Origin of the sequence: Kosmotoga olearia TBF 19.5.1 (assembly GCF_000023325.1) — a bacterium.
Taxonomy (GTDB): Bacteria; Thermotogota; Thermotogae; order Petrotogales; family Kosmotogaceae; genus Kosmotoga; species Kosmotoga olearia.
On the sequence record NC_012785.1, the window covers coordinates 425,749 to 439,752 of the forward strand.

Here is a 14,004-nt window from a genome sequence, read left to right on the forward strand (position 1 = left end):
GGATTTAAGTCATCCTGATTGTCAAGGGGGTTTTTCATCATTGTTTTCTGCTTAAAACCTGGATTCTTTTTAAGATTCTAAGCCCTTGTTCTTTTTTGCCTTCTATGTGACTCTGTTAAAATTTCAGCACAAGTTCATTTGTAGGGATATAATTAAATAAACGTAGTCTATAAGGAGGGTCTGAAAATCGTGGAAAATAAAGATCTTCATTTTGATACTCTTGCGATACATGCGGCTGAAAAAACCGATCAAAATCAAGCATTAAATCCACCTATATACATGACCTCGACGTTCACTTTTACGGACTTACAGCAAGCTGACGATACATTCAGCTTCAAACGAAAGGCATTTGTTTATACCAGAGGTGGGAATCCAACGATAAACCTTTTTGAAGCTAGAATGGCTGCTCTGGAATCCGGTGTTGATTCCGTAGCCTTTGCTTCTGGTATGGCGGCTATAACTTCTGTTTTGTTGTCCTTTGTTAAAAATGGTGATGAAATCCTTGCGCACAGAAACCTCTATGGTTCAACTTTTGGGGCTACCGCGCATCTTTTTCCGAATTATGGAATAATTACACGCTATGTGAACATGTCAGACTTAAAACAAGTTGAAAAGAGTATCACCCCAAAAACAAAGGTGCTTTATCTTGAAACTCCAACAAATCCATCTCTGGAGATAATTGATATTGCTGAGTTATCTAAAATCGCAAGAAATTATGGCATCAAAGTTGTTGTGGATAACACCTTTGCAACACCGTACTTTCAGAAACCCCTCGAACTTGGGGCTGACGTTGTTGTTCATAGTGCAACAAAATATATTTCCGGTCATGGGGACGTTGTTGCTGGTGTAGCAATTTCTAAAGATCAGGAGTACATTCACAGATTAAAGTTTGGCTATATGTGCGAATTGGGAGGTGTTTTGAGCCCATTTAATGCCTGGCTCCTCTTAAGGGGATTAAAAACACTTTCATTAAGAATGAAACGGCATGAGGAGAACGCTATGGCAATTGTGCGATATCTCAAAAATCATCCTCTCGTTGAAAAGATCATGTATCCCGGGTTAGAAGAACATCCTGGCCATGAGCTGGCAAGAAAACAAATGACTGGATTTGGTGGTATTGTCAGCTTTGAACTCAAAGGTGACGTGGAAACGGCGAAGGCTTTTGTTCGCAACCTTAAGCTTATAAAACTTGCTGTTAGCCTCGGGGACGCTGAAACCCTCGTTGAAGTTCCAGCTCTTATGACTCATAGGGATTATCCCGAAGAAAAACTGCACGAGTTTGGATTCTCGAGAAAAACCGTGCGAATATCTACCGGATTGGAACACCCGGATGATCTTATAGAGGATATCGAGAGAGCCCTTAAAGGAGTTGAGTGATATGCGTGCCCTGTACTTCGATGAGAAGCTTTCCATGGTCGAGGTTCCAAAACCATCTCCAGAAGATGGCGAAGCACTTATAAAGGTTTTAGCAGCAGGTATATGTAACACGGATATTGAGATAGTGAAAGGTTACATGGGATTCAAAGGCATTCCAGGTCACGAGTTCGTTGGAATTGTTGAAAAGTCCGCTGATCCACGTTGGGTGGGGAAACGTGTTGTCGGGGAGATCAATATAGCCTGTAATGAGTGTGATCTGTGTAAAATAGGGTTGAAAAAACATTGTCGGAATATAAAGGTACTCGGTATAAAGGACTGGAATGGAGCCTTCGCTGAGTATCTTGTTCTCCCCGTTGAAAACCTTCACGAAGTCCCTTCGAAAGTTTCTAACCGCCAAGCAGTTTTTGTAGAACCTTTAGCTGCCGCTATTCAGATACTGGAACAGGTCCACATCAAACCAACAGACAGAGTTTGTGTTATTGGTGATGGTAAACTTGGCCTGTTGATTTCTCTTTCTTTGAACGCCCATGGTGTAAAACATATTCTTGTTGGCAAGCATCCTGAAAAAATGAAGATAGTTTCTGACAGAGGCGTAAGTACATTGTTTCCTGGTGATGTTCAAAGTTTTGATAGATTTTTCGACGTTGTTATCGAGGCCACCGGGAATCAAGCCGGTTTGGAAACGGCTCTAAACATCATCAGACCCCAGGGAACAGTAGTATTGAAAAGCACTTATGCGTCAAAAGCTTCTGTTGATCTCTCTAAAGTTGTGGTTAATGAGATAAATATAATAGGTTCAAGATGTGGTCCATTTGAGCCAGCCTTACAACTTTTGGAGAAAGATTTGATTGACGTAAATCCCTTGGTGTCCCAGGTTCTTCCCTTTGAAAAAGCTTTAGAAGCTTTTGAACTGGCGAAAACCAAAGGGACACTTAAAGTTATTCTAGAGGTGGAAAAATGAAATACGAAATAGTTTATTTCGACCTTGATGGTACCCTTCTCGATTTTGAGCGTTCAGAAGCTGAGGCTCTGACAGCACTCATGGCTAGCGGGGGATACTCTCTGAATGCCAAAGAACTTGCGCTTTATAAGGAAATCAACAAAAAGTGGTGGAAAGCCCTGGCAGACGGAAAATACTCCAAAGAGTATATCGTTGTTGCCCGCTTTCAGGAGTTTTTTGAGACTATTGGATTCAATAAAATTACGCCTGAAGAAGCTTCAAAGTCTTACCTCATCGAACTTTCAAAACGCGCCTATTTTTTACCAGGAGCTGAAAAATTTTTGCTAAAACTCAAAAAAACTGGAAAAAGAATGGCAGCAATAACCAATGGCGTCGATTTAGTCCAAAAAAACAGAAGCAAAATTGCTAATTTAGATAGGTTCTTTGAATTCATTTTAACTTCAGAAAAAGTAGGGAAAGCTAAACCGGCCCCGGACATTTTCTTCGAAGCTGCTAAGATTTCCGGAGTACCGATAGACCGTTCTCTTTATGTCGGTGATAATCTGGAAACGGATTACGTTGGCGCCAAAAACGTCGGAATGGATTTTATCCTTTACGCACCAAAGGGAAAAGGAATATCGAAACTAAACGATCTAAAAATCGCCAAAAGTTATGACGAACTGTTTGAAATGATTATGTGAGCTCCTTTTATACAGAATTTTTAAGCTTATAGGTATTTCAAAAGAGAAAATTCTCTTTCTTCAATGAATTTTCTGATGTCTCTTATGGTGAATTCACCAGTAGCACCATAATGTGAGCATACCATAGCTCCCATAACGTTGCCAAAACTCAAACAATCTTCTATGGGAGCATTTTCTTCTCTTAATAATGCATGTATAAATCCAGCGGCGAAAGCATCACCGGCTCCGGTAGTATCAACTACGTCTATCTTATAAGCCGGGGCTTTTATTCCATCTTTTATGGAAGTTGAACCCAGATGACCGCGAGTAACTATCACTCTTTTTGCTTTTGGCTCCCCGTATTCTTTTAGAAACCCCCATTCCGCTTCATTTAAAAACAATGTATCCACATTTCTTGCAATTCTAAGAACCCTTTCGGGGCTTTCAAAAGTCACGATTCCTCCAGGCGAGTAAAAAATTGGCTTTTCTTCAAGGGTTCTAACAACATGCTCTGCCTGCTTCACCGATAACCCCGCGAGATAGTAAAGTTCTGATTCAGGAAAGTCAGAAAGCTCAGGAATAAATGCTTCATTTGCTCCCCTATAAGTATAAAGGTATCTTTCGCCTTTATCCGCAACATTTGCAAAACACAAACCGGTATGATATGTCGACAATTTTTTTATACCTTTTGTATAAACCTTACGATTTTCAAGTTCTTTTATAAGCCAATCCCCAAAAAGATCGTCTCCAACAGCCCCTATTAAAGCCACTTCATTTCCAAGCCTGGAGAGTTGAACAGCTGTATTGGCAGCAGTCCCACCGAGAACGAGTCTTAAAGAGGTTACACGATTCTCTTCCCTGTTTTCTGATCGCGATGTTCTGGCTATAATATCAAAATTTATGTTCCCTATAACAACTATCATAAAATCACTCCCGTCTATACTATTATTTAAATTATATATGCAGCATTCCTGGTTGGAAAGTATTAAAAGAAATAAGAGTAAAATTAAAACAACGGGACAGGTTAAATGAAATCGCTGGGGGGAGAAAATAAATGTGGAAACATATTTTGGAAACTTTCGCAAGAAAACCCATATCTGTTTTTCTCCTAACCATTTCATTGATTCTTCTCGGAATAGTTGCCTGGCAGGATATCCCTATAGATCTCTTTCCCAACATATCCTTTCCTTATGCTGCGGTGGTTACTCCCTACCTCGGAGCCGGGCCTGAGGAGGTTGAAGTCAATGTTACAAATCCCATTGAAGAAGCTGTCGGTCTTGTAAGCGGTGTTAAGAGAATTTCATCGCGTTCCTTTGACAGTTTTTCTGTTGTTGAGGTGGAATTTGAGTGGGGAACAGATATTTCCTATGCCGTTTCAAAGATCCGTGAGCTCATCGATGCCTTTGCCAGAGACCTGCCTGAAGACGTTGATCCAATTGTTGTGGAATTCAACCCTGCTATGATTCCAGTATACGTGGTTGGTATTGGAACGAAAGAGCCAAATAACATAGAAACACTCTCAAAAGATTTGCAACAGAATCTTTCACGTTTAGATGGCGTTGCTAATGTGGAGATTCTTGGAATTCCAGACAAAGAAGTCCTGATAGACGTCGATCCTGAAAAACTCGAAAAAATGGAGATTCCTTTTGATTCCGTAAAGATAATGTTGAGTGCAGGCACGAAATATCCCATGGGGAAGATAACAGAGGAAGATAACGTTTATCCCCTATCCGTCAGTACAAAGTTCGCATCCTTAAAAGAACTCGAAGAAACAATAATAGGATTTAGGGGAATGAGTAGATATATAAACTTCCAGTCGTTATCAAGTATTTCCGATGGACTAAAGCTTCCACCATTCTTTGTACCTGTTAGATTAAAACAGGTTGCTGATGTCGGGATAAAACAAAAGGAAGTTCGAGGTGGTGTAAGAGTTAATGCCGAATCTGCAGCCGTTCTGGTAGTACAAAAGCGTGGTGGAATGAACACAATAAAGGTAGCAAAGAAAGTTCGTGAAAGACTTTCACTATGGAAGGAAGAGCATCCAGGAGTAGTTATTCAAACAATCACGGACACGAGTGAATTCACCAACATGGCTATAAACGGTCTTTTCAAAAATCTTCTTCTCGGTGCGATAGTTGCGACAATAGTAATATACCTGTTTTTACGAAGTGTTAGCGCTACACTAGCAGTCACGGTATCCATTCCCCTTTCTCTACTTACAGCCATCATGCTTATGTATTTCTCAAAACTCAATTTTGACCTCATGACACTTGGGGGGTTAACTGTTGCCGTAGGGATGGTTGTTGACAACAGCATTGTTATACTCGAAGCGATATACAGATACCTTGAGGAAAAGATGAACCCTGTGGAAGCTGCATCAAAAGGGGGAAGAGAAGTCGTAGGAGCGATATTTGCTTCAACGATGACCACTTTAGCAATGTTCGTTCCTTTCGCCTTTATAACAGGTTTTGCGGCACAGTTGTTCAAATTCTTCGCGATTTCTCTGTCCTTTACCCTCATCGCTTCTTTCTTTATTGCAATAACGGTGGTTCCCGCTTTTGCTAATATAGTTAAAGCCAAACCGTCCAGAGATCACAGAATTTTAAAAGGATACAAAAGAGTCCTCGACAAACTCCTCACGCATAAAAAAGGCGTTATAATCGCGTTCGTAATTATCTTCGTTATTTCAGTGTTCGGGTTACTGTCCAAAGGGCTTGAATTCATTCCTGAAGTTGACAGCGGTGTTTTAAACGTCAGCTTTGCGCTGCCATCTAACACTCCCTATACGGTAGTCTCCAAAGCACTGGAAGAAATTGAAAGCTACCTTATGGAAAACAAAGATGAGCTACACATCGTTTCTACTTACAGCGTCTTCGGTCAACCCGGAACCATATTAAGTGCATTACGAGGTATTCAGGAAAATGAAGCCGACATGCAGATAAATCTAACCCCCTCGAACAAAAGGGACAAAAGCTCTTCAGAAATAGCCGAATCTTTAAGGTCACATATTGAGAAGGTAATGAAAAAATACAACGGTTCTTACAAGATATCCTCAGGTGCAATAGAGGTTGAAAGCATCTTCGGGACCCAGATCCGGGTAACCTTTTATGATAACGATTTAGAAAAACTCCGTCAATTGGCCGAAGAATTCGCGAGAAAGCTCGAGAAAATATCCGGTGTTATTGATGTCACCACGAGCTTTAGAAAACAACAACAGGTTTACGAATTGAGTATCGACAGAGGCAAAGCATTGACAGCTGGCGTATTTTTCATGCAAGCGCTTGGTGCGGTACAACCCTATACAGTGGGAATTAATACAGGGAATATCTTCATTGATGGTGAAAATATACCCATTATCCTTCACCTAAAGGATTCTCTGAATCCAGACACAATAAGAAAAATTAAAATCCCCTCCTTTTCGGCAAAAGACGCGTACATGGGCATGATCGCCGATTTAAAGAAAAAAGTCGTTCCATCAACCATATTCCATAGAGACGGCCAGAGGATAGCATTTGTAAATGCTTCGGTTTTTAATAGACCTCTTGGTGATGTTGTTAAAGATATTGAAAATATGGTCGATAGTGAGTATAAAGCTGAAAACAGGCCTGAAATTGGTGGTCAGGCAGCGAATTTACAGGAAACAGTGACGCAGTTTCTAAAAGCGATGATCATGGGAATCATTCTGATGTACCTGATAATAGGTGCACAGTTCGAATCTCTGGTTTATCCACTGGTAATATTCTTCACATTGCCAATGGCCCTGGTCGGAGTAGCTTTAGTAGTTTATCTCACAGGAATCACTGTGAATGTGAGCACGCTTATGGGAATGTTGACCCTTGCTGGAATTACTGTCAACAATGGAATTGTCATGATAACTTACATAAACCAATTAAGAGAAAGAGGGATGGAGAAGCGTGAAGCTATTATTGAAGGAGCTGCTAGACGATCAAGACCAATATTGATGACCACCCTGACTACTATTATTGCACTAATTCCAACAGCTGTTTCGAATGCCGCAGGTTCAGAACTTGACAGACCTATGGCTCTAACAGTCGTTGGAGGTCTTCTGATGGGAATGGTTTTCACCCTATTCCTCATCCCCTTGCTTTATGACATAATAGACAAAATCTCTCTCCGCTTTACTAAAAAAAAGACTTTTTCTGAAAAAGGTATAAGATGCTAAAATGGTAAAGGGGTGATTGGTTTGAAAAGCTTCCCAGCTGGATTTATGTGGGGCGTAGCAACCGCAGGCCATCAAATAGAAGGGGGAAACTATTTTTCTGATTGGTACAAATGGGAAATGGAAGGAAAGGTAAAAAACGGAGATACTTCCGAAACAGCTTGTGATAGCTGGAATCAACTTGATAGAGATCTTGAGATTCTCAAAAAATTGAGTGTTAAGGCTTATCGTTACTCCATAGAATGGGCCAGGGTAGAACCAAAACTCAACAAGTTCGATGAAGAATCTCTGAATAAATACAGAGATTTTACTATTAAATTAGTAGAAGCAAATATAAAGCCTATCATAACGCTGCATCATTTCGTCAATCCCCAATGGTTCGCTGAAATCGGTGGTTGGGAAAGCAGAGAAAATCTTCGTTACTTTCTTAGATACGTAAACAAAGTTGTTGATACCTTAGGAGAGTTTGTACCATTCTGGATAACGATAAATGAGCCAAATGTCTATGCGATTAAATCTTATCTTATGGGCGAATGGCCACCAGAAGTCAAAGATCGTGGACGAGCTTTTCAAGTTTTAAAGAACCTTTTGATAGCTCACACGGAAGCATACGACATAATAAAGTCCAGATATCCTTCTGCAATGGTCAGTGTAGCTTACAATTTTGTGCCTTTCTATCCATACAGAAAATGGCATCCGCTTGACATAATAACAGCTTTCACACTTAACAAAACCTACAATTATGCATTTTTGGACTCAATAAAACACGGTAAGTTCTACAAACCAATTGGCTCAGGAGAAAAAAATAAAAAGCTGAAAGATAAACTCGATTTCATTGGTGTTAACTACTATACAAGATATTTCGTCAAATACTCAAAACCTGAACCAGAACTTGTAGATACCGGGAACAAGAAGACGGATATGGGTTATGAATTCTATCCTGAGGGTTTGAGGACAATTATCATGAAATGTCATAAAGATTACTCTTTACCAATTTTAATAACGGAAAACGGCATCGCTGACGCCACCGACGAAAAACGGTGGAAATATATAAAAAAAGCACTGGAAGCGGTTCACAAGTCGCTTAAAGGAGGTGCGAAAGTAATAGGTTACATGTACTGGTCTTTGATGGACAACTTTGAGTGGAGCGAAGGCTACTCCATGAAGTTTGGTCTGTACAAAACAAAAAGAAATCCCCTCGAACTCGTTCCCAGGTCAAGTGCTTCAAAATATGCTGATGTTATTAAAAACAACGCACTTACAGATGATGATTAAAATTATTTCCTGAGTAGCATATAAAGCTTGTTGTTTTTTGAAACAACTTTCAGAACCTCAAATCCTGCGCCAATAAAAAGCCCTCTCAAAACATTTTCGGGAGGTTTAAAATGATAAACCCCTGCTTCGATAAATTCACCAATAAACGCCGGTATTCCTCGGGATTTCATCGCATTAACTGTTTTAGAGGCCCTTTCCGCTTCACTCGTTTCGGCTACCACGAGACCTTTAGCGCTATGTTTCAATGCTCTGTAAAGCCATCCGATCAGATTCAGAGTGGATTCAGGCGTACATGTGTTCATAACGTTTATACAAAGGAATCCATTGAACGTTCCTACATAACCCATTGCTGTTTTTTCTAAAAGGACCTTACAAACACCCTTTTTATTACTCTTGACAACTTCATTTGAATCCTCCAGAAGGAGCCCAACAATTTTTGTATTACTTTCAATCAGTTTTTTCCATAACGCGTACGCACTGCAGTTAACATCCACTATTATTTCTCCGGGTTTGAAATAACTCATAAATTCAGAAAATATCCCTCTGAAGGCAGTGTCAGACAACAATGAGTTACTTGAATCTTCCGGTGTTGATTCGTTTGGTGCACGATACATATCAAGCCAACGTTTTCGATCCAAAACATATCACCTCTATGACTATGTTATTATCTTCGCGAATTAAATCCAACAAAAAAAGAGGGTTGTCTAAAGATCATGGCGATGAATTTCGTAAAGAATTCTTTGTGAAAGTGATAAAATTTAACCAGTTTCTAATAAAAGGAGGGAATTGGATGAAGAAGTTTCTGGATGTAATTATCCTCTTACTTCTTGCTGGCACCATATTTGCCTGGTCTGGCCATGACGTTTTAACGTACTATATTCTTAAAAGCTTAAACATGGATTTCTCTTTTGAAGTACCGATAACCGTGTATTCCTACGAAAATCTTGAAACAAGGGAATACAACCTTGAGAAAGCTTCCTTTGATGATTTACTCGGTAAAGATTACATTCCCGGTGAAGACAACAGACTTTTTAAGCCTGTTTTTGAAAACTCAAAGCTTGAAAACGGGAAAGCACCTATCTGGCAAATCCTTTCAGTTTATTCATACGAACCCGATCTTGGAATGGATCAGAATCTTGAGCTAAGCAATCTGCAGTGGATGACAGGAGGTAGCCAGGGTTGGAGGCATATGGAATATCATCTGTTCTGGCTACGTTTCGGAGAAGTTTCGGAAAGCGTGGCATACTTTACCGAACTTTCAAAAAAAGCGTGGGAAAAAGGAGACCCTTACTGGGCTTTCAGATTCATGGGGCGGGCGATACATTACTTCGAGGACATAGGACAGCCCTATCATACCTTCCCGGCTCCATTTTGCGAACTTCTAAAACTCATGATCGATATGAATAAATGGATGACTGTGTTCACCAACTACCATCTGGTATATGACTATTACTCTGGATATTTACTCTGGAACCAAAATGCAAAAGTTGTAGAAGCAATTAAAACAGCAAAACCGATCAAAATAACTGATCCCAGAAAAGATGCCTTAAGGTTAAGAATATATGCAAGAAGAAAACTCCACAAAATTTACTACGAAATGAAAAAGATCATGAAGGATGACTTGGAGGTTTCTTCTGAATTCATGCCAAGTCCAGCTTACTTTGATCTTCTAACCGTCGAAGGAAAAACCAAAAAACTTGAGGAATTGACAGCCGATCTCCTTGGAAAAGTTGCTTCTTATATTAAAGGCTACCTCATCTACATGAACGAAGAAATGCGTTGGGAAGATAACCTACACTAATAATATCAAAGTCCCGGGAATTATTCCCGGGACATACTTGCTAAAATATAGTAATCGAACCTGTAAAAGAAATCTTCTCCAGCAACAGCTATCGGATACGGATAATCCTTGGAATACAGAACGTAAACATCTCCTGCTTTCAAATAAACCTCAATGGGAAGCTCGAATTCAACATCCTTAAGAGTTATTTTGTTAACCGTTTTCTCTGCGTCCTGATAAAAGCTTTCTACCAAAGTGCTTTCAACGTTGAGAGGAGTATCTACCGGGAAACTGCCTTCACTGATTTTTTCGAGCAATTCGGTATTTGCAGATACGGTTACGGGTAATATGGATTCATCGTAACCTTCTTTAGTACAGTTCTTCCATATCTTCACAAACCCTTCTCCTACTTCCGAAAGACTGAGTTTAAACCATTTTTCGTAAATGCGACTGTCAATTTGATTCCAGGATGTTTCACCCAATACCTGGACATTCTCGAATTCAAAATGATAATCGTCCATTGAATCAAGAACACAACGCCAATGCGTTTTTTCCACGCTAACCTTAATGATCACGATATCGCCTACTTTACCAGATACTACCTCTGGTTCAAAGCTGAAAACACAGGAAAGCGCAAATGTTGACACCAGCAAAATAGTGAACAGGAATACCTTTTTCATATCAATCACCTCCAGATTTAATCTCTAAGGAATTTTTTGGGCAAGCGCAACAACATTCGCCGCACATTATACATTCATCTGAAACTTCACCAGGTGTTTCCATAGCACCCATAGGGCACTTTTTCAAACACAGATTACAGTTGACACAACTATCATTTTTCTTCACTTTGAATATACTGAATCTTGAAGCAAAAGCCATCAAAGCTCCGTAAGGGCAAAGATATTTACAGAAAGGCCTGTAGATGAAAATTGACAGAATAGCAAATACAGTGGTTATAAGAATACCAATTATCGCGAATTCAAAAGTGAACAAACTTTTGAAGGGAGTAAATCCGCTGAAAACCCTCCCGGCTGAAAGTGCAGCTATTACGACGATAGCAAGAACAATGTATTTCACATACCTCAAAAGTTTATCTGTTTTGTACGGAACTTTCTTGCCATATTTTTTCATGTAAAGTAATTCCTGTACTCCTCCAAAAGGACAAACATATCCACAATAAATCCTGCCAAAGATAAAACTTATAATCACTGGTATCAGAAACATCAGAAGATAAGCGGTCTCATACTTAAAGAGCACGTTTTGTACTGTCGTGACAGGACAAAGCACACCTCCAAACAAGAACCCCAAAATTGCTATAGAAACAATCATGAGAACTTTTCTGTACTTGAAGGCTCTTCTCAAAGTTATCCAGATTCCGATCGCTGAAAGGCCACCAACAGCGAGTGTCTTCCACAACAGGTCATGTTTCCAGTAAGAAGACTGTTGAACCTGATCCTGGATTTGTGTTTGACTTCCAGGAAGATTGAAGTCAAGATCACCTGGGAATGAATCGGCAAAGAGTATATACGTGAAAAAAATCACTAGCACTACTAAAAAAAATCTCCTTATATTCTTCATAATTCTCACCTCCAAAAGCAGTCTAAAACCTTAAACTTAGAATTTGCTTAAAACTCCTTTAGAAAACACTTAGAAAAAATGCTTTTTCTTTGTTGCTCCTGTATAATTCCTTTGACAACGTTTGTTCAGGAGGGATGGAACATGAAAATTTTTGAAATCGAAAATTATCTAAATGAGATTCTGGAACCATGGAATTACACCGATTACTGTTATAACGGAATACAAATCGAAGGAAGGCACGAGGTAAAAAAGGTAGCTGTTGGCGTTTCCTTTAACAAAGCTTTTATCGACCATGCTCTCGAAGAAAGGGTTGACATGCTCCTTGTACACCATGGGATATTTGGAAGTGGTTTCTTTTCACTCAAAGGATATATAAAACGCAGGGTTGAGAAGGTCATCAAGAACGATCTAACCCTCATGGGCTATCATCTTCCGTTAGATGCTCACCGGGAATACGGTAACAATGCAACCATATTGAAACTTCTCGGTCTCGAACCCGGTGAACAGGTTGAAGTCGGATACATTGGTGAGTACGAAGAAGCAGTCTCATTTGATGATTTTTATAAGAGATTAAAGCAAATTTTCCCGAACCAACCGATATTAAAATACGTGAATTCTGATTTTGTAAAAAAAGTTTGCGTGATTTCCGGTGGTGCAGCAGGTGACCTCAGAAAGGTTGAAGGAAAAGTTGATACATTTATTACTGGCGAAGTGAAAGAACAGACAAGAGATGAAGCCAGAGAAATGGGAATCAATTTTATCAACGCGGGGCATTACGCCACAGAAACCTTCGGCGTTAAAAATCTTGGAAAGCTCCTCGAAGAAAACTTAGGTCTGGAAGTAGTTTTTATAGATGTTTGGAATGAGGTCTAAACCGAGAATCTGAGAGTTCGAGAAAAAACAAGACGCTTGCAAGGCTGTCAGCTGATGGAGCGACGCTTGCGAAGGCAGCAAGAACAAAAGGACGGGTATAGGGTCCGGGGTTTGGAAAAAGCTTCGAGAACTGAGATTCGAGATCCGAGAAGGCTGCTTCGCAGCGGACACGAATCCCTTCGGGATTGACACGAACTCCTGCGGAGTTGTTTCGAACCACTTCGTGGTTGTTATAAACTGCTTCGCAGTTGAGAAAATTGACACTTAAAACGACAATTGAGACCCGAGATCCGCTATTGTAGGGGCACAGCATGCTGTGCCCTTGTTTTATATGTTGGTTAATTCATTTTTCATTTTCAAAAAGACCTTATCACTGGCGGAGCCAGTCGAGACAACTCCGAAGGAGTTCGCACCCCCAGCGCAGCTGGGCGTACCCCCGGCGTAAGCCGGGCTTACCTGGCCGTAAGGCCATTCATACCACATTGGTTCTTTCAAGGCGCAAAGAGCGTACGCGCCATGCTGACTACGTCAGGACTAGCACACTTTGTGTGGACTTGCGCTCCTTCGTCGCGGCTGTGCGGCTCTTCGAGCCGGAATAGAATATGTTTAGGTCCGCCGAAGGCGCAAAGCCGTTCCACAGGAACGCATAGCCACTGCGAAGCAGTGCACAGCCTTGGCGTAACCAAGCCTGGCCGGCGCAGCCGCACCATACCACATTGGTTCTTTCCAAACTATAGTTGAACAATATCAGAACAAAGGGGGTTAAAGAAAGTTTCCATACCACATTGGTTCTTTCCAAGCAACTACATTCAAAGATAGAACACCTTGAGAAAAAAGTGTTTCCATACCACTATGGTTCTTTCCAAACCCCACCTTACCGCTTCCTTACCGCTTCGCTTGTTTTGTTTCCATACCACTATGGTTCTTTCCAAACCAACGTTAAAGTCAGACGCATCCGCGCATACACACGCATGTTTCCATACCACTATGGTTCTTTCCAAACGAAGCGCAAGGATCATGCGCTGAAGTGCGGAACTTCGTTCCGGACGCTCACAAGGTTGACGCTTGCAGAGGCTGACGCTCGCAAGGCTGATGAAATCTGAGATCGAGGATTCGGTACCTCCTAAGAAGTAAGGCTTCTGTACCAGCTTGCATACCTGGTTTTTACTTCAACGTTGTGAGCCTCAGTCTTCGAACGTCGCTCCATCAGCTGACAGCGTCCGCAAGCCTCATGGCCGTAAGGCCATTCATACCACTATGGTTCTTTCCAAACACGTGGAAACCAATGGAAATGGAAACTGTCAAAAGCGATGTTTCCATA

Annotated in this window: 11 protein-coding genes and 1 CRISPR repeat array (1 of these 12 only partly in view); of the genes, 7 read left to right on the forward strand and 4 right to left on the reverse strand. The window is 40.7% G+C overall.

The window, feature by feature from the left end; all coding sequences use genetic code 11:
- Positions 1-186: 186 nt before the first annotated feature.
- The 3 genes from KOLE_RS02070 to KOLE_RS02080 are packed head-to-tail and all read left to right on the forward strand — an operon-like array spanning position 187 to position 3,018.
- A complete protein-coding gene (locus KOLE_RS02070) occupies positions 187-1,377 on the forward strand; it encodes a trans-sulfuration enzyme family protein (RefSeq protein WP_041288618.1) in 1,191 nt (396 codons plus the stop codon).
- A gap of 1 nt (position 1,378) precedes the next feature.
- A complete protein-coding gene (locus tag KOLE_RS02075; protein WP_012744917.1) occupies positions 1,379-2,338 on the forward strand; it encodes an MDR/zinc-dependent alcohol dehydrogenase-like family protein in 960 nt (319 codons plus the stop codon).
- Positions 2,335-3,018: a YjjG family noncanonical pyrimidine nucleotidase gene (locus KOLE_RS02080; protein WP_012744918.1), complete on the forward strand. Its 684-nt coding sequence runs from the start codon at positions 2,335-2,337 to the stop codon at positions 3,016-3,018. Before KOLE_RS02075 ends, KOLE_RS02080 begins: the two co-directional genes overlap by 4 nt.
- Positions 3,019-3,044: 26 nt before the next feature.
- Here KOLE_RS02080 and KOLE_RS02085 read toward each other — a convergent pair whose 3' ends face one another.
- On the reverse strand, positions 3,045-3,920 hold the full coding sequence (locus tag KOLE_RS02085; protein WP_012744919.1) for a carbohydrate kinase family protein: 876 nt from the start codon (positions 3,918-3,920) through the stop codon (positions 3,045-3,047).
- 131 nt (positions 3,921-4,051) lie between these two features.
- Between KOLE_RS02085 and KOLE_RS02090 the strand changes: the two genes are divergently transcribed.
- Together KOLE_RS02090 and KOLE_RS02095 are read left to right on the forward strand one after the other, a co-directional pair.
- Entirely contained in the window at positions 4,052-7,180 is a 3,129-nt protein-coding gene (locus tag KOLE_RS02090) for an efflux RND transporter permease subunit (RefSeq protein ID WP_012744920.1), read from the forward strand.
- A gap of 12 nt (positions 7,181-7,192) precedes the next feature.
- A complete protein-coding gene (locus KOLE_RS02095; RefSeq protein ID WP_369816065.1) occupies positions 7,193-8,452 on the forward strand; it encodes a glycoside hydrolase family 1 protein in 1,260 nt (419 codons plus the stop codon).
- Positions 8,453-8,454: 2 nt separating this feature from the next.
- Here the strand turns inward: KOLE_RS02095 and KOLE_RS02100 are convergent, their stop codons facing one another.
- Complete coding sequence (locus KOLE_RS02100) at positions 8,455-9,090, reverse strand: hypothetical protein (RefSeq protein ID WP_012744922.1); 636 nt, start codon at positions 9,088-9,090, stop codon at positions 8,455-8,457.
- A gap of 152 nt (positions 9,091-9,242) precedes the next feature.
- Here KOLE_RS02100 and KOLE_RS02105 point away from each other — a divergent pair, with 152 nt between their 5' ends.
- Complete coding sequence (locus tag KOLE_RS02105; protein WP_012744923.1) at positions 9,243-10,253, forward strand: phospholipase C/P1 nuclease family protein; 1,011 nt, start codon at positions 9,243-9,245, stop codon at positions 10,251-10,253.
- A gap of 20 nt (positions 10,254-10,273) precedes the next feature.
- Here the strand turns inward: KOLE_RS02105 and KOLE_RS02110 are convergent, their stop codons facing one another.
- Positions 10,274-10,912 (reverse strand): hypothetical protein, encoded by a 639-nt coding sequence (locus KOLE_RS02110; RefSeq protein WP_012744924.1) that lies wholly within the window; start codon positions 10,910-10,912, stop codon positions 10,274-10,276.
- 1 nt (position 10,913) lies between these two features.
- Positions 10,914-11,810: a 4Fe-4S binding protein gene (locus KOLE_RS02115; protein ID WP_012744925.1), complete on the reverse strand. Its 897-nt coding sequence runs from the start codon at positions 11,808-11,810 to the stop codon at positions 10,914-10,916.
- Positions 11,811-11,951: 141 nt separating this feature from the next.
- On the opposite strand from KOLE_RS02115, the gene KOLE_RS02120 reads away from it, so the two are divergent.
- The gene (locus KOLE_RS02120) at positions 11,952-12,683 is read left to right on the forward strand and encodes a Nif3-like dinuclear metal center hexameric protein (protein WP_012744926.1); all 732 of its coding nucleotides are present in this window, start codon (positions 11,952-11,954) and stop codon (positions 12,681-12,683) included.
- A 1,243-nt stretch (positions 12,684-13,926) separates the two neighbouring features.
- Positions 13,927-14,004: direct repeats of the CRISPR family, unit length 30 nt (it continues 2,501 nt past the right edge of the window).

Bases quoted from the DNA above. Each gene is read 5' to 3' on its own strand.
- KOLE_RS02075 (WP_012744917.1), top strand. From the start codon at position 1,379: ATGCGTGCCCTGTACTTCGATGAGAAGCTTTCCATGGTCGAGGTTCCA.
- KOLE_RS02080 (WP_012744918.1), top strand. From the start codon at position 2,335: ATGAAATACGAAATAGTTTATTTCGACCTTGATGGTACCCTTCTCGAT.
- KOLE_RS02085 (WP_012744919.1), bottom strand. From the start codon at position 3,920: ATGATAGTTGTTATAGGGAACATAAATTTTGATATTATAGCCAGAACA.
- KOLE_RS02090 (WP_012744920.1), top strand. From the start codon at position 4,052: ATGTGGAAACATATTTTGGAAACTTTCGCAAGAAAACCCATATCTGTT.
- KOLE_RS02105 (WP_012744923.1), top strand. From the start codon at position 9,243: ATGAAGAAGTTTCTGGATGTAATTATCCTCTTACTTCTTGCTGGCACC.
- KOLE_RS02110 (WP_012744924.1), bottom strand. From the start codon at position 10,912: ATGAAAAAGGTATTCCTGTTCACTATTTTGCTGGTGTCAACATTTGCG.
- KOLE_RS02115 (WP_012744925.1), bottom strand. From the start codon at position 11,810: ATGAAGAATATAAGGAGATTTTTTTTAGTAGTGCTAGTGATTTTTTTC.
- KOLE_RS02120 (WP_012744926.1), top strand. From the start codon at position 11,952: ATGAAAATTTTTGAAATCGAAAATTATCTAAATGAGATTCTGGAACCA.